The organism is Agromyces albus, assembly GCF_030815405.1.
Classification (GTDB): Bacteria; Actinomycetota; Actinomycetes; order Actinomycetales; family Microbacteriaceae; genus Agromyces; species Agromyces albus_A.
In genome coordinates, this window is record NZ_JAUSWX010000001.1 from 1 (window position 1) to 15,814 (window position 15,814).

The window sequence follows — 15,814 nt, forward strand, 5'->3', positions numbered from 1 at the left end:
TCGACCGGCTCGGTGCGCACGACGAGGCGGGCAGGAGCGGCGTGCCGCGGAGAGGCACGCGCCGAGGCATCCGTGTGGTTCACCGCACCAGCCTACGCCGGGGGCCATGCGCAGCCGCTTCCGGCACGAGCGCGCTGGAATGCAGGGGATTCCGCGTCATGCGCCCGCATACGAGCCCCATGATGGCGAATCTCCTGCACTTTCGAGCCGACGGATGCCGCAGGGCCGGCGGTGGCGCCGGCGTGATCCCCGAGCCACGCGGCCCGGTGGGCCCGGCCGGGCGACCCCGAGCCACGCGGCATCCGACCGTAGACTCGAAGGATGATGCGCGCAGACCTCGGCAAGGAGCCCGAGCAGGTGTCGGCGATGTTCGATCGGGTCGCGGCCCGGTACGACCGCACGAACACGCTGCTCTCGGTCGGCAACGCACCGCTCTGGCGCGTCGCCACGACGCGGGCGGTCGCGCCGAAGGCGGGGGAGCGCATCCTCGACGTCGCGGCGGGCACGGGCACGTCGAGCGCGAGCCTCGCGAAGTCCGGGGCATCCGTCGTCGCCGCCGACTTCTCGCCGGGCATGATCGAGGTCGGCCGACGGCGCCAGTCGCACGTGCCGAATCTCGTCTTCGTCGAAGCGGATGCCACGAAGCTCCCGTTCGGCGACGACGAGTTCGACGCCGTCACGATCTCGTTCGGCCTGCGCAACGTCAACGACCCGAAGCAGGCGCTCGCCGAGTTCTTCCGCGTCACCAAGCCCGGCGGTCGCCTCGTCGTGTGCGAGTTCTCGCACCCGCCGGTCGGTGTCGTGCGGGCCGGCTACCACGCCTACCAGCGCTACGTCATGCCCTCGCTCGTGAAGCTCTCGAGCTCGAACGACGACGCCTACGAGTACCTCAACGAGTCCATCAACGCGTGGCCCGACCAGCGCGCGCTCGCCGGCTGGATCCGCGAGGCAGGCTACACGGATGTCGCATGGCGCAACCTCACCCTCGGTGTCGTCGCGCTGCACCGCGGCCGCAAGCCCGCCGCCTGACACCCCGCGACATCCGCTCGAAACCTCACCGGTAGGCTGGGGACGTGAATTCGAGCCACCCGGTCGCCCGTCGAGGCTCTTCGCTCGCTGCGAACCTCGGCCTGAGCGAGCGCGTCTTCGCCACGTCAGCCGATCGCGCCATGGCGAAGGCGATCGACGACGGGCTCGATCGGGTCGAGTCGGGGCTCGAGCGCGAGGTGCGATTCGCCGATTCGATCGCCGACGTCTCGACGCGCTACCTGTTCGAGGCGGGCGGCAAGCGCGTTCGCCCGATGCTCACCCTGCTCACGGCGCAGCTCGGCGCGGGCGTCACCGACGACGTCGTCACCGCGGCCCAGGCGATCGAGATCACGCACCTCGCGAGCCTCTATCACGACGACGTCATGGACGAGGCCGACCGCCGCCGGGGCGTGCCGAGCGCGCAGACCGTGTGGGGCAATTCGGTCGCGATCCTCACCGGCGATCTGCTGTTCGCGCGCGCCAGCCAGCTCATGGCGAGCCTCGGCGAGGGCGCGATCCGCCTGCAGGCCAACACGTTCGAGCGGCTCGTGCTCGGCCAGCTGCACGAGACCGTGGGCCCGGCCGAGGGCGAAGACCCGATCACGCACTACATCCAGGTGCTCGCCGACAAGACCGGCTCCCTCATCGCCGCCGCCGCGCAGGCCGGCATCATCTTCTCGGGCGCCGACCCGGCGTTCGAGGCCCCCATCATCGCCTTCGGTGAGAAGATCGGCGTCGCCTTCCAACTCGTCGACGACGTCATCGACCTCTCGCCGCAGCCCGCCGAGACCGGCAAGGTGCCCGGCACCGACCTGCGCGCGGGTGTGGTCACGTTGCCGCTGCTGAGGTTGTCAGAGCATGCGAAGTCGGATGCCGCATCCGCCGCCCTGCTCGAACGCATCGAGCGAGACGTGGTCATCGTGACCGACCCGACCGCCCCCGAGGCGATCGACACCAACACCCAGGCGTCGCGCATCGTGCCGTCGCGAGAGACCGTCGACGCGATCGTCGCCGAGCTCCGCGAGCACGACGCCACCCGCGCTACGCTCGCTGAGGCGCACCGTTGGGCGCGCGAGGCCGTCGCGGCGCTCGCCCCGCTGCCCGAGGGCAGCGTGAAGAAGGCGCTCACGCGCTTTGCGGAAACGATCGTGGAGAGACAGAGCTAGTGAAGAACAAGTTGAGACTGGCGATCGTCGGAGCCGGCCCCGCCGGCATCTACGCCGCCGACATCCTGCTGAAGGCCGAGCGCCACTTCGACGTCTCGATCGACCTGTTCGATCACCTTCCGGCGCCCTACGGGCTCGTGCGCTACGGCGTCGCCCCCGACCACCCGCGCATCAAGGGCATCATCACAGCGCTCCGCGAGGTGCTCGACCGTGGCGACATCCGCATCTTCGGAAATGTTCGCTTCGGCGAAGACATCACGCTCGAAGACCTGAAGAAGCACTACAACGCGGTGATCTTCGCCACGGGAGCGGTGCGCGACGCCTCGCTGCACATCCCGGGGCACGACCTCGACGGCTCGTACGGCGCGGCCGATTTCGTGAGCTGGTTCGACGGGCACCCCGACGTGCCGCGCACGTGGCCGCTCGAAGCCCGCCAGGCGGCCGTCATCGGCAACGGCAACGTCGCACTCGACGTGTCGCGCATCCTCGCGAAGCACGTCGAAGACCTCATGCCGACCGAGATCCCGGCGAACGTCGCGGCCGGTCTCGCCGCCTCGCCCATCACCGACGTGCACGTGTTCGGCCGGCGCGGCCCCACCTCGGTGAAGTTCACGCCCCTCGAGCTGCGCGAACTCGGCGAGCTGCGCGACGTCGACATGATCCTCTACGACGAGGACTTCGACTACGACGATGCGGCGCGCGCTGCGGTCGCCGGAAACAAGCAGGTCTTCGTCATCGACAAGGTGCTGAACCAGTGGCGCCAGCGCGAGGTCGGCCAGGCCTCGCGTCGCCTGCACCTGCACTTCTTCGCGAAGCCCCTCGAGATCGTCGACGACGGCACCGGGCGGGTGGGCGCGTTCCGCTGGGAGCGCACCGCGCCCGACGGCGAGGGCGGCGTGGTCGGCACCGGCGAGATCCGCGAGCTGCCCGTGCAGGCTGTCTACCGCGCGGTCGGGTACTTCGGCACGCAGCTGCCGGGCATCCCGTTCGACAAGGACTTCGGCGTCATCCCGAACCATGAGGGCCAGGTGCTCATCCATGACCAGGAGACGGGCGACAGCCGGCAGATGTACGGCGTCTACGCCACGGGGTGGATCAAGCGCGGGCCGGTGGGGCTCATCGGGCACACGAAGTCCGACGCCATGGAGACCATCCGCCACGTCATCAACGACCTCGGCAATTGGTGGCGGCCCGAGTCGCCCACAGAGGAGTCGGTGATCGAGATGCTCGAATCGCGCGGCATCCGCTATACCGATCTCGACGGCTGGCACCGCCTCGACGAGCACGAGAAGGCGCTCGGAACGGCCGAGGGTCGCATGCGCGTCAAGGTCGTTCCGCGCGATGAGATGGTCGACCTCTCGCGCGGCGAGGCGTAGCGCCGCCCCTGCTGCCCGCTACGCTGCACTCCATGCCGCTCGCGACCGAGATCACCGTCGTACTCGCGGTCGTCGCCGGCGCCGCCCTCGGCTGGTGGCCGCTCGCCGACTGGGCTCGCCGGTCGATGCTGGGCGAGCGGATGCCGCAGCAGCGCACGGTGCGCATCGTCGCCGCCGTGACGACCGCCGTGATCTTCGGCGCGCTCGCGTTGCGCTTCGGCCCCACGTTGACGCTCGCGCCCCTGCTCGCATTCGCCGCCGCGACGACGGTGCTCTCGATCGTGGATCTCGCTGAGAAACGCCTGCCCAACGCGGTCGTGTTCCCGGCCCTCCTGGCCGTCGGAGTGCTGCTCGTGGCCGCCACGGTCGCGACGGGCGACTGGCTGTCCCCCATCTTCGCTATTGCCGGGGCAGCCGCGATGTTCGCGGTCTACCTGCTGCTCGCGATCATCTCGCCGTCGTCGATGGGCATGGGCGACGTGAAGCTGGCACTGCCCATCGGGCTGCTGCTCGGCTGGTTCGGGCTCACGGCGTGGCTCGTCGGCCTGCTCGCCGCGTTCGTGGTCGGCGGCGTGATCGCGCTGGTCGCGTTGGCCCTGCGCCGCGTCACGCTGCGCGGGTCGATCCCGTTCGGGCCGTCGATGCTCATGGGGGCGTTGCTGGCGGTGCTGTTCGTCGGGCCGTGAGTGGCGAATATCGAAGAGCCCGGAAACGGATGCCGCGCCGCAGCCTCGGTCAAACATGAGGATCCCCCGAAATGGGGTGTGCGGCTCCGGATCGTTCATGGATACCGTCAGGTACCTGCTGCACCGACGCAGCGACTGCATTATCTCCTGTTCCCGCAGGAACGGTGCGGTGTTCCTGCTACCCGAAGGAATTCAAGATGCTCAAGGCATACACGCGTGCTATGGCGCGCATCAACTCCATCACCTCCGACGAAGAGGGCGCGACCGCAACCGAATATGCGCTGATCATCGGCGTCGCGTCGATCGCGATCGTGGGTGCGCTGGCGCTGCTCGCCCCAGCCATCACTCGATTCGTGAACGAGGTCATCATTCCAGCCCTCGGTCTCAGCTAAGACGCCTCGACTCACTAGTGTGTCCCGACGAGTCCAACAGGTCGTCGGGACACTCTGGGCTGCGGAGGTCCCCATGACTAGCGTTCGATCAGAGCGCGGAGCGGCGGCTGTCGAATTCGCCCTGATCCTCCTGCCATTCCTGCTCATCGTGTCCCTAGTGGTGGACGTCGGGTGGGTGTTCAGCCAGCAACAAGCGGTGACAAACGCCGCTCGTATAGGTGCGCGCTACTACGCGATCCATCACCTCGAGCCGAGTGCGCAGGCGGATGCCGAGCAGCGAGCAAATGACGTCGCGACTGCGGCAAACGTCGCCGGACCGATTACGTTCTCCTACCCCTCAACCTGTGCGAGGCGGGCCGGACTCGACGCTCACGATGACTGTGATCGCACCGATGACGAACTTGACCGGCATGATTCCGGCGTTCGGTGGATCGAATAGTGTGCAGGGAAGGGCGTCGATGAAATGCGGTGGTTGAAGAGGAGCCGGGAGGAGCGAGGCGCCAGCGCGATGATGTTCGCCTTGGCGATCATCCCGCTGTTGGCGTGCGCTGCGCTTGCGGGTGACACCGGCCTCCTGTACTGGGAAAAGGCGCAGCTCCAGAACGGAGCTGACGCCGGCGCGATCGCCGTCGCTTCCGACTGTGCCAAGCATCCCGGATTGTGCGAGGGGCGCGCCGAAACTCTCGCGACCAGCATCGCAGGTGAGAACGCAAATGATGGAACCAGCGTCGCTGCAATCGACGCGATAACGGTCAATGCAGGCAGCGGTAGCGTCAAGGTCGACGCCTCGTCACCGAGCGGCGACGGCGTCGAACATCCATTCGCATCCGTCTTCTTCCCGCAGGACGCGACCACCCTCCAAGCGACGGCGACCGCCGCATGGGGCACACCCGTGAGAGGCACGACGAAGCTGGCACTGACGATTGCCCAGTGCGAGTTCGTCGATCTACCGCCACAGGATGCAGACGCACCGAATCCGACGAGGACATGGCTCCTCATCAACAACGGCGGCAGCGGGGAGCCTTGTGCGGATGGCTCACCAGGCGGCTTCGGTTGGCTCGATGGATCGGGATGTTCAGCCACCATCTCGATCAATTCGACTGTCGGCGGTGAGGTGGGCGTCCAGCCGAATCCGAACAAGAACGGATGCTCATCCGACGTGATCGAGCAGACGCTGTGTCAAACGGTGCTCATCCCGCTCTATGCATCGAGCGGGGGTTCTGGGTCGCACGCGACATTCACGATCTCGAGGTTTGCAGCCTTCAAATTGACGGGCGTGAAGACGGGGGGCGCGAACTCCGCCAGATACTGCGGCGGCTCGCCTCTCTCCCCGTCGCTTCCCAACGCGGGCAACTCGAAAGGCATCCAAGGCTACTTCGTGAGGTATGTCGAGCTGGGCGAAGACTTCGAGCTTGGCAACGGACCGAACGGAGGGCTGATCATCGTCCGGTTCTCCGGCTGACCGTCTCATATCTTCCACCAAGTCTTTCCCTACGACCCTACGACCCTACGACCCGACAGGAACCACAATGAAGACCCGAGTCATCGGCGCAATCGTGGCGCTTTTGCTGGCCAGTGTCGGCGCATTCGTCCTCATCTTGTATGTGCGCGGCGCAGATGCCAGAGCCGCCGAGGGCGCGGAACTCGTCGATACCTACATCGTGCAAGAGACCATTCCGAAGGGTACCCCTGGCGAGAGTGTTGCGGAGTTCATTACGGCGGACACCGTTCCCGAGCGCAACCTCGCTGATGGGGCGGTCACCGATCTGGAGGAACTCATCGGGCTTGTCGCCGGTGCGGACATCCTGCCAGGAGAGCAGTTGCTCGAAGCGCGTTTCCTCGACCCGCTCGACCTCGCTGCCAAGGGGGAGGTCACTGTTCCCGAGGGCATGCACCTGCTGTCATTTACGCTCCCGGCCGACCGCGTGGTTGGCGGAGAGGTCAAGGCCGGGGATTTCATCGGAATGGTTGGGACGGTTGACCCGGGCGAGCCGGAGGGCCAGGAGGAGGTCATCAACCCGACCACGCAGTTCACATTCAACCATGTCCTGGTCACGAAGGTTCAGGGCGTTGCCGTGCCGAGCGAAGGCTCTGACGAGGCCGCAGCCCAGGACCCCACCGGCGCAATCATGCTCACGATCGCGCTCTCGACACATGACGTCGAACGCTGGGTCTGGTTCGCCGAGGGCGAGTCCAGCAACTATGCGAACATGTGGCTTACCCTGCAGACCGAGTCAACCGACACGAGCGGATCAGTCCGCGTCGACTCAGGTAATGTCTGGCCGTGATCCCCTTCCTCTTGGTGAGCCGGTCCGCCGAATACGAGTCTCGTCTTCGGGCTCTTCTCGGCGCTCGCCTGGATGTGGTGACCGGCGAATTCCTGACATTCGGGGCAGATGCGGTGATGGATCGCGTTGAGGGAACGCCGAGGATCGCGTTGCTGGGACCGGTGCTGAACTACGAGGAGACCCACGGACTCGTGAACGCACTCGCCGCCAGGCATCCCGGCGTCGGGCTGATTGTCGTTCGCGAGCAGCGGTCCGACCTTGAAGACTGGGTCGACGAGTTGGAGCTCCACGCAATCTTGAGTCCTTCCGCGTCGGACGAGACGACTCTCGCGCTGTTCCGGCGACTCTCCGACTGGCTCGTCGAGAGCGGGAAGGCCGATGCTCACGATTTCGACGAGCCGGCGGCCACATTGGTGTTCGAGGACACCGAGGAAGAGATCACGGCTGAGAGCGATGGGGAAGAGTTCGATCCCGGAGAGTTCGATCAGCTCGTGCAGGCCCCTCCCATTGAGGTGTGGGAGTTCCCACCCCTGGAGGCAGGCATCGCAACCGAAGCCATCGCCGTGGTCGCGCCCAAAGGGGGACAGGGCAAGACGACCCTGGCTGTGAACCTCGCGACCGGTCTGGCAGAGGTGGCCCCCAACTCGGTGGTGCTCGTCGACGCGGACATGCAGTTCGGAGACATCGTCGCTGCGCTCGGGCTCGAACCGGAGCAGACTATCGTCGAGGCGGTCGCAGAGGCAGCTGCCGACGAGATCGTGTTCAAGACGTCGCTGACGCACCACAAAGACGGGTTTTTCGTCGTCGCGAGCGTACCATCGCCCGAGCTCGGCGACGCCGTCACGCCGGATGCAGTAGGTCGGCTCATCGACCGGCTGCGCGGCGCCTTTCGGTATGTCGTCGTCGATACGACACCGGGGCTCGGCGAGCACACTCTCGTCACCTTGGAACACGTCACCGACGTGGTGTTCGTTGCGAGCATGAGCGTGCCGAGCCTCCGCGCCATGCGCACTGAGTTCGAGCTCTTGAGGACCCTCGGGTTGATGCCGGGAAATCGGCATATCGTGCTGAATCAGACCGACAAACTCAGTGGCATCACCGTTCGCGACGCCGAGCACATCATCGGCGCACAGATCGATGTGGACATTCCGCGGTCGTCTGCGGTGCTCCTCGCGAGCAACCGCGGTGTCCCGCTCATCCATGATGACGTTCGCGATCCCGCTGCGAAGGCGATTCGGTCGGTCGTGATGCGTATCGCCCCTGAGGCCCACCCGAAGCGGAGAAAGATCCAGAGAAGGCGGCGATCGAATGACACTGAATGATCGACTGAACACCGTCCGGGGCGCTCAGCAGGCCGCCACACCGCCGCAGGAACCTGCAGCCGCGAGGACCGTCGAGCCGACGATGCTCGACTCGCCCAGCCTGCCTGTACTGCAGCGTGAGCCCGAGGCACCGATCTTCCAGCCGCCGGCAGCCCTGCGCATCAACGCGGCCCCCGCGGTCGACCCCCTTGCGACGGTCAAGGAGAAAGCCGCACAGGAGCTGTTCGTGAGGATCGGCTCGCGACTGAACGATTCAGCGCTGACCGAGGAGCAACTGCACCAACTCGCGCGCGCGGAGCTCGCTGACATCGTGGCGGGCGAGCAGCTTGCCCTCTCGACCACCGAACGCAATCGTCTCATCGACGACATCGGTGCCGATGTGCTGGGCTACGGCCCACTCGAGCCGCTCCTCGAGGACCCATCGGTCAGCGAGATCATGGTGAACCGCTATGACCAGCTTTACGTCGAGCGAAACGGTCGCCTTGTGGAGACGTCGCACCGGTTCACTGGGGAACCGCAACTGCGCAGAGTCATCGAGCGAATCGTGTCGCGAGTCGGCCGTCGCATCGACGAGTCCTCCCCGCTCGTCGACGCACGCCTCGAAGACGGGTCTCGCGTCAACGCGATCATCCCGCCGCTCGCAGTCAACGGTTCGTCGTTGACAATTCGTAAGTTCGCCGGCACGCCGTACACCAGTGAGGACCTGGTCAACTTCGGCACCCTGACGCGCGAAGCCGCAACCGTGCTCGACGCCGCAGTGCGCGCGAAGATGAACATCCTCGTCTCGGGTGGTACGGGCACCGGCAAGACCACGCTACTCAACGTGCTCTCGGCTTTCATCCCCAGCGATGAGCGGATCATCACGATCGAGGATGCGGTTGAACTGCAGCTGCAACAGCAACACGTGGTTCGGCTCGAGTCCCGCCCCTCGAACATCGAAGGCCGTGGAGAGATCACCATTCGCGATCTCGTCAGGAACTCGCTGCGTATGCGTCCTGATCGCATTGTCGTCGGCGAGGTCCGTGGCGCCGAGAGCCTCGACATGCTTCAGGCCATGAACACGGGTCATGAGGGATCGATCTCGACGCTCCACGCGAACTCGCCGCGCGATGCGATCTCCCGCATGGAGACGCTCGTGCTGATGGCGGGGATGGATCTGCCGCTTCGCGCAATCCGTGAGCAGATCGCCTCGGCGATCGACATCATCGTGCAGATCTCCCGCCAGAAAGACGGCGTGCGTCGAGTGACGCACATCACCGAAGTACACGGCATGGAGGGAGAGATCATCACGATTCAGGACGCCTTCGCGTTCGACTACTCAGCGGGTTACGACGTTGATGGTCGCATCCTGGGTCGACTCGAACCGACCGGAGTCCGCCCGCGCTTCGCCGAGCGCATCGCCGACCTTGGCATCCTCCTTCCCGCATCGCTGTTCCAACCTGATCGTCGTTCATTGCTGGGGGAGATCCGATGAACCCCGGTGTGCTCGTCCTCGGAATCGCCGTATCCCTGCTCGGCGGTCTGACGCTGTTGTTCTTCGTGATCGCTCCACCTGCGCCCAGGATCGCGCGTGACCGCCGAGTCGCTCCAGGGGTCGATCAGGTCACACTGTTGGGGCGTGTCACCGCGCAGACGACGGCCGCGGTGGATTCCGCGCTCGCGGGTGAGCGAAGGCGTCTGTTCAGTGCTGAGAAGCTCGACCTGGCCGGGATCAGATCGACTCCATCGCAATTCCTCATCTTCGTCGCCTCTGCCGCGAGCGTGTTCGCGATGATCGGCGTCATGCTCGGTTTTGGAAACGGATCGTCCGCGCTCTGGGCGGTGTTCTTCGCCATACTCACTCCGGTGGGCGCGAAACTCTTCGTCGGGATTCGCGCTTCTCGGCGGAGGGCGAAGTTCGCGGATCAGATCGACGACATGCTGCAACTGGTCGCCGGCTCCTTGCGCGCCGGCCACGGTCTCTCCACCGCGTTGGCTGCGATTGCCGCGGAGGCCGACGCGCCCATGGGCGAGGAACTCACGCGTGCCGTCAACGAATCCAGGCTCGGCAGGCCGCTGCCCGATGCCCTGGCGATCACGGCCCAGCGTATGCAGAGCAAGGACTTCGACTGGGTCGCTCAAGCGATCGCCATCAACGCGGAGACGGGTGGAAACCTGGCAGAGGTCCTGAATCAAGTGGCCTTTACGATCCGTGAGCGGAATGAGATCAGGCGTCAAGTGGCCGCGCTCAGCGCTGAAGGGCGGCTTTCCGGCATGATCCTCGTCATCCTCCCGATCGCGCTCTTCCTCTTCTTCTCGGTGATCCAGCCGACCTACACCGTGGTGTTCTTCCAGACCTTCATCGGGATCATCGCCTTGATCGTCGCCGGGATCTTGCTCGTCCTCGGATCGGTTTGGGTGGCGTTCACAGTGAGAGTGAAGTTCTGAGATGGAGATGCAGCCAATTCTCGTGTCGGTGGTGGCCGTGCTGACGGCGATCTCGATTGGGGTGTTCGTATTCATGCTGTTTCCGGCTAGGAAGGCTGCTTCAGAGCCTGTGGTCGAAATGCAGCAGTCGGCCGTGCTGCAGCACCCCCGGTCTTCGGTTGGTACGACGCTCGCCGGTGCCGCGCCTCGTGGATACGTCGGTTGGCTCGAGAAGCAGATCATCTATGCCGGCCGGCCGGCCGGTTGGTCGGTGCCTAGGCTGATCACGTGGAAGATCCTCCTCACGGCGCTCGCGATTCTGATCGGCTTCCTCTTCGTCTCCGTCGGGGGTCCGCAACCCTTCAAGGTCTTCTTGGCGGTCGCCGCCACCGTGTTGCTGTTCTTCCTGCCCGACGTGCTGATCAACAGTCGTGCGCATGACCGGCAAGAGGCGATTCAGCGGGCCCTTCCTGACACGCTCGATCAGATGACCATCGCCGTCGAGGCAGGCTTGGGATTCGACTCGGCCATGGCCAAGGCGGCCCGAAACGGCGAGGGGCCGCTTGCGGAGGAGCTCGTTCGGGTGCTCCAGGACATGAGTATCGGTCGGACTCGACGCGACGCGTTCGGCGAGCTCCAGCATCGCACCAAGTCGGAGGATCTTCGGCGATTCGTGCGGGCGATCATCCAGGCTGATGCGTACGGCGTCGCGATCGGAGGCGTACTTCGCGTTCAAGCCGGCGAGATGCGCACGAAGCGACGCCAGCGAGCTGAGGAGCAGGCGCAGAAGGTGACCGTGAAGATCCTCTTCCCGCTGATCTTCTGCCTGCTCCCCGTCATGTTCATCGTGATCCTCACGCCGGCCGTGATTGGCATCATCAACCAGTTCTCAAGCTGATCATTGGTGCCAGCCGCGGCATCCGTCTGCGAGTCGCCTTCACGCGGTCAGCGGAAGTTCACGAACTGCAGCGCGACGTCGAGGTCTTTGCCCTTCAGGAGCGCCATCGTCGCCTGCAGGTCGTCGCGGCTCTTCGACGAGACGCGGAGCTCGTCGCCCTGGATCTGGCTCTTCACGCTCTTCGGCGCCTCGTCGCGGATGATCTTGTTGATCTTCTTCGCGTTCTCGGAGTCGATGCCGGCCTTCATCGTGGTCTCGATGCGGTACTCCTTGCCCGACGCGAAGGGCTCGCCGGCGTCGAGCGAACGCAGCGAGATGCCGCGCTTGATGAGCTTCGCCTCGTACACCTCGAGGATCGCCTTCGCGCGCTCTTCGCTGTTGGCCTTGATCAGCACCTTGTCGCCGGACTGCTCGATCGACGCGCCCACGTTCTTGAAGTCGTAGCGCTGCGCGACCTCTTTCTGCGCCTGGTGGAGCGCGTTGTCGGCCTCCATCTGGTCGACCTTGGAAACGATGTCGAACGTTGAATCTGCCATGCCGCCAAGTGTAACGAGGAGCGGATGCCGCGCGCAGGGCGTGCTCGCGGCATCCGCTCGCCGCCCGCCTCAGCGCAACCAGACCGTGGTCGCGGGCGGCAGCACATCGCCGTCGATCGGGCTGCTCGCGAGCAGCACCTCGCCCTCGGGAAGCCGCGCCGGCTCCGAACCGAAGTTCGTGAACGAGCGCCATCCGCCGGGTCGCTCGAACGCGAGCACGGAGGCCGCGCCGCTGTCGAGCCACGTGAGCTCCTCGGAATCCTGGAGGTCGCGGCGCAGCCACAGCGCACGCCGGTAGAGGTTGAGCGTCGAGCCGGGATCGGCGTCCTCGGCCTCGACCGAGAAGTCGCCGAACCACACCGGCTGCGGCAAGTGCGCGCTGCCGTCGCCGAAGCCGAACGAGGAGCCCGATTTCGTCCACGGCAGTGGCACACGGCATCCGTCACGGCCGACCTCGACACCGGCGTTGCGGAAGAAGGTCGGGTCCTGCCGGTCGTGGTCGGGGATCTCGGCGACCTCGGGAAGACCGAGCTCCTCGCCCTGGTAGAGGTAGGCGCTGCCGGGGAGGGCGAGCATGAGCAGCGATGCGGCACGGGCGCGGCGGAGGCCGAGCACCGCGTCGAGCTGGGGGGCGATGCCGCCGGAGAGCAGCCACGCCGCCCCGACCTCGCCATCGGCGCCGCCGCCGGCGGGCAGTCCGTACCGCGTCGCGTGCCGCACGACGTCGTGGTTCGAGAACACCCACGTGTTCGACGAACCCGTCTCGCGAACCGCGGCGAGGTTGTCGGCGATGATCGCCCGGAACGCGTCGGCGTCGAACTCCGCACGAAGCAGGTCGAAGTTGAAGGCCTGCCCGAGGCTGTCGGCCCGCGCGTACCGGTGGCGTCGGCTCGGCGCGACCCACGCTTCGGCGACGGCGATGCGCGGCGGGTCGTACTCGTCGAAGACGGCACGCCACTCGGCGTAGATCTCGCTGAGCTCCTCGCGGTCCCACAGCGGGTGCGTGCCGTCGGCGGCGAGCAGCCGGTCGGCGAGCTCGGCTCGCGACGGCAGCGGGTGGGTGAGATCCTTCGCGAGGCCGTGGGCGACATCGACGCGGAAGCCGTCGACGCCGCGGTCCGACCAGAACCTGAGCGTCTCGAGGAAGTCCTCGCGCACTTCGGGGTGGGCCCAGTTGAAGTCGGGCTGCTCGGACGCGAACAGGTGCAGATAGAACTGTCCGTCGCCCACCGGATGCCACGCCGAGCCGCCGAACATCGACTCCCAATCGCTCGGCGGCTGGTCGCCGTCGGGGCCGATGCCGTCACGGAAGATATAGCGGTCGCGCGCGGCGGAGCCCGCCGGCGACGCGAGCGCCTCACGGAACCACTCGTGCCGGTCGGAGGAGTGGTTCGGCACGATGTCGACGATGAGCCGGATGCCGGCGCCATGGAGCGCCGCGACCATCTCGTCGAAATCGGCGAGCGTGCCGAGCTTCGGATCGACGTCGCGGTAGTCGTCGACGTCGTAGCCGCCGTCGGCAAGGGCCGACGGGTAGAACGGCGAGAGCCACACCGCGTCGATCCCGAGCGCGGCGAGGTACGGGATACGAGAGGTGATGCCCGGGAGGTCGCCGATGCCGTCGCCGTTCGCGTCCGCGAAGCTCCGCGGATAGATCTGGTAGACGGCGGCCTGGCGCCACCAGTCCGGATCCTTCGCGAGGATCGTCTCGGTCTCAGTTTGGGTGAACGTCACAGGGTTCCTTTCTATGGGTCGGATGGCGCGGGCCGAGGGTCTCGGGGAAGGCCGGCCCGCGGCATCCGTCACTTGATCGAGCCTCGCATGACGCCGGAGATGACCCAGCGCTGCGCGAACACGTAGATGAGCAGCAGCGGAGCCATCGCCATGAGGTACGAGGCGAACGCGACCGTGTAGTCGGTGTTGAACTGCCCCTGGAAGATGTACTGCGCCAGGGGCAGCGTGCGAGCAGCGGGGTCGGAGAGCACGACGAGCGGCAGGATGAAGTCGTTCCACGCCCACACGCACGTGAGGATGCCGACCGTCGCATTCATCGGGCCGAGCAGCGGGAAGATCACCGACCAGAAGACCCGCCAGGTCGATGCGCCGTCGACGCGGGCCGCCTCCTCGAGCTCGATCGGAATCGAGCGGATGAACGCCGTGTAGATGAAGACGTTCAGCGACAGTCCGAAGACCGTGTAGAGGATGATCAGCCCGACCTGGTTGTCGAGGCCGAGGAGCGCGGTCTGCTTCACGAGCGGCAGCATGATGATCGGGAACGGGATGAACAGCGCCGCGAGCAGGTAGAAGTACACGCCCTTGAAGAACCGCCGGTGGATGTTCCGTGCGATCGCGTACGCCACGATCGAGTTCGAGATGAGCGTGAACAGCACGGCGCCGACCGTGATGAAGCCGGTGTTCGCGAGCGCCTGCGGGAAGTTCGTGCGTTCCCACGCCTCGGCGAAGTTCGCCCAGTTCAACGAGGTCGGCAACTCGAAGCCCGTGCCGCTGAGCTGGTCGGGCGTCTTCAGCGAGACAACGATCGCGAGGTAGAGCGGAACGAGCACCGTGATGGAGCACACGGCGATGAGTGCGGTGGCCCACCAGTTGATCTTGCGGGTGTCGAGGTTCTCGGCGCGCTCGCGCCGGCGCCGGGCGGGCCGGCCCTCGAGCTCGGCGTCGAGCTCGTCGAGATCGACGGTGGTCAGTGCGCGGGTCGTTGGTGCGGTGGACATCAGAAGTCAACCTCTCTGCGCTGGAGCACGCGGAATTGCACGAGTGAGACGAGCATGATCACGATGACGAAGATCACGGCGTTCGCCGTCTGGTAGGCGAACTCGCCGCCCTGGAAGCCGCCCCGGTAGATGAGCAGTGTGATGGATTCGGTCGCCGTTCCCGGCCCGCCGTTGGTGAGGGCGACGATGTGGTCGAAGACCTGCAGGAAGCCCTTCAGGCTCAGCACCATGTTGATCGTGAAGAAGGCGCTGATGAGCGGGAACGTGATGCGGGAGAACTGGCGCCACACGTTGGCGCCGTCGAGCGAGGCCGCCTCGTAGAGCTCGGCGGGGATCGTCTGCAGGCCCGCAAGGTAGATGATGATCGCGAAGGCGCTCGCCTGCCAGACGGCGAGCACGACGATCGCGACCCACGCCCAGTCGGGGCTTGAGAGGAGGTTGTCGCGCAGCACCGGGATGAACGGAACGAGTTTCGGCAGCGAGTTCGCGAAGAAGAACTGGAAGACGTAGCCGACCACGAGGATCGCGAGCACGTAGGGCACGAAGAAGACGCCGCGGAACGTGTTGCGTGCCGCGATCTTCGCGTTCAGCCCGAGGGCGATCGCGAGCGAGAACACGTTCGTCAGCACCGTCGCGACGAGGGCGAACCCGAAGCTGAACCCGTAGGCCTTCAGCACGCGGTCGTCTTGGAACAGGTTCAGGAAGTTCGAGAACCCCACGAACTCCCAGGCCCCGTAGCCCGCGTAGTTCGTGAAGCTGAAGAACACGCCGACGAGCACGGGAAGGGTGTGGAAGAAGGCGAACAGCAGGAGGGCCGGAACGACCATCCAGTAGAAGGCAGGAAGCGCCCGGCCGCTCGCCTTCCGGCGCTGGACCCCGGATGCCCCGTCGTAGACGCCGTCTCGCCGGCGGCCGCCCGTGACCGCCGGAACCGCCGTGGTGTCGGCCGGGTCGCCCGGCTTGTTCGAACTGCCTGTTGTGAT

The 15,814-nt window shown here is 66.1% G+C and carries 16 protein-coding genes; 12 read left to right on the forward strand and 4 right to left on the reverse strand.

Translation table 11 applies throughout. The features are described from left to right. Positions 1-321 precede the first annotated feature (321 nt). The 12 genes from QFZ29_RS00005 (at position 322) to QFZ29_RS00060 (ending at position 11,563) form a co-directional block, all read left to right on the forward strand. Positions 322-1,029: a class I SAM-dependent methyltransferase gene (locus tag QFZ29_RS00005; RefSeq protein WP_306892191.1), complete on the forward strand. Its 708-nt coding sequence runs from the start codon at positions 322-324 to the stop codon at positions 1,027-1,029. 44 nt (positions 1,030-1,073) lie between these two features. Next, positions 1,074-2,195, forward strand: a complete 1,122-nt coding sequence (locus QFZ29_RS00010; protein ID WP_306892192.1) for a polyprenyl synthetase family protein — start codon at positions 1,074-1,076, stop codon at positions 2,193-2,195. After that, the gene (locus QFZ29_RS00015; RefSeq protein ID WP_306892193.1) at positions 2,195-3,571 is read left to right on the forward strand and encodes an FAD-dependent oxidoreductase; all 1,377 of its coding nucleotides are present in this window, start codon (positions 2,195-2,197) and stop codon (positions 3,569-3,571) included. Before QFZ29_RS00010 ends, QFZ29_RS00015 begins: the two co-directional genes overlap by 1 nt. A gap of 32 nt (positions 3,572-3,603) precedes the next feature. Then, entirely contained in the window at positions 3,604-4,257 is a 654-nt protein-coding gene (locus QFZ29_RS00020) for a prepilin peptidase (protein ID WP_306892194.1), read from the forward strand. 197 nt (positions 4,258-4,454) lie between these two features. After that, a complete protein-coding gene (locus tag QFZ29_RS00025) occupies positions 4,455-4,649 on the forward strand; it encodes a Flp family type IVb pilin (RefSeq protein WP_306892195.1) in 195 nt (64 codons plus the stop codon). A 73-nt stretch (positions 4,650-4,722) separates the two neighbouring features. Further along, positions 4,723-5,088: a TadE/TadG family type IV pilus assembly protein gene (locus QFZ29_RS00030; protein ID WP_306892196.1), complete on the forward strand. Its 366-nt coding sequence runs from the start codon at positions 4,723-4,725 to the stop codon at positions 5,086-5,088. 69 nt (positions 5,089-5,157) lie between these two features. Further along, positions 5,158-6,111, forward strand: a complete 954-nt coding sequence (locus QFZ29_RS00035) for a pilus assembly protein TadG-related protein (protein ID WP_306892197.1) — start codon at positions 5,158-5,160, stop codon at positions 6,109-6,111. 67 nt (positions 6,112-6,178) lie between these two features. After that, on the forward strand, positions 6,179-6,937 hold the full coding sequence (gene cpaB, locus QFZ29_RS00040; RefSeq protein ID WP_306892198.1) for a Flp pilus assembly protein CpaB: 759 nt from the start codon (positions 6,179-6,181) through the stop codon (positions 6,935-6,937). Then, entirely contained in the window at positions 6,934-8,259 is a 1,326-nt protein-coding gene (locus tag QFZ29_RS00045; RefSeq protein WP_306892199.1) for an AAA family ATPase, read from the forward strand. Before cpaB ends, QFZ29_RS00045 begins: the two co-directional genes overlap by 4 nt. After that, positions 8,246-9,733: a CpaF family protein gene (locus QFZ29_RS00050; RefSeq protein ID WP_306892200.1), complete on the forward strand. Its 1,488-nt coding sequence runs from the start codon at positions 8,246-8,248 to the stop codon at positions 9,731-9,733. The genes QFZ29_RS00045 and QFZ29_RS00050 overlap by 14 nt, the downstream gene beginning before the upstream one ends. Beyond that, positions 9,730-10,686, forward strand: a complete 957-nt coding sequence (locus QFZ29_RS00055) for a type II secretion system F family protein (RefSeq protein ID WP_306892201.1) — start codon at positions 9,730-9,732, stop codon at positions 10,684-10,686. Before QFZ29_RS00050 ends, QFZ29_RS00055 begins: the two co-directional genes overlap by 4 nt. Before the next feature lies 1 nt (position 10,687). Next, positions 10,688-11,563: a type II secretion system F family protein gene (locus QFZ29_RS00060; RefSeq protein WP_306892202.1), complete on the forward strand. Its 876-nt coding sequence runs from the start codon at positions 10,688-10,690 to the stop codon at positions 11,561-11,563. Between the two features lie 47 nt (positions 11,564-11,610). Here the strand turns inward: QFZ29_RS00060 and QFZ29_RS00065 are convergent, their stop codons facing one another. The 4 genes from QFZ29_RS00065 to QFZ29_RS00080 form a co-directional block, all read right to left on the reverse strand. Next, positions 11,611-12,099, reverse strand: a complete 489-nt coding sequence (locus tag QFZ29_RS00065) for a YajQ family cyclic di-GMP-binding protein (protein ID WP_129519294.1) — start codon at positions 12,097-12,099, stop codon at positions 11,611-11,613. Positions 12,100-12,168: 69 nt separating this feature from the next. After that, positions 12,169-13,833, reverse strand: coding sequence for a glycoside hydrolase family 13 protein (locus QFZ29_RS00070; protein ID WP_306892203.1), 1,665 nt, complete (start codon positions 13,831-13,833; stop codon positions 12,169-12,171). Positions 13,834-13,901: 68 nt separating this feature from the next. Beyond that, positions 13,902-14,831: a carbohydrate ABC transporter permease gene (locus QFZ29_RS00075; RefSeq protein WP_306892204.1), complete on the reverse strand. Its 930-nt coding sequence runs from the start codon at positions 14,829-14,831 to the stop codon at positions 13,902-13,904. Next, entirely contained in the window at positions 14,831-15,814 is a 984-nt protein-coding gene (locus QFZ29_RS00080; RefSeq protein WP_373426256.1) for a carbohydrate ABC transporter permease, read from the reverse strand. The genes QFZ29_RS00075 and QFZ29_RS00080 overlap by 1 nt, the downstream gene beginning before the upstream one ends.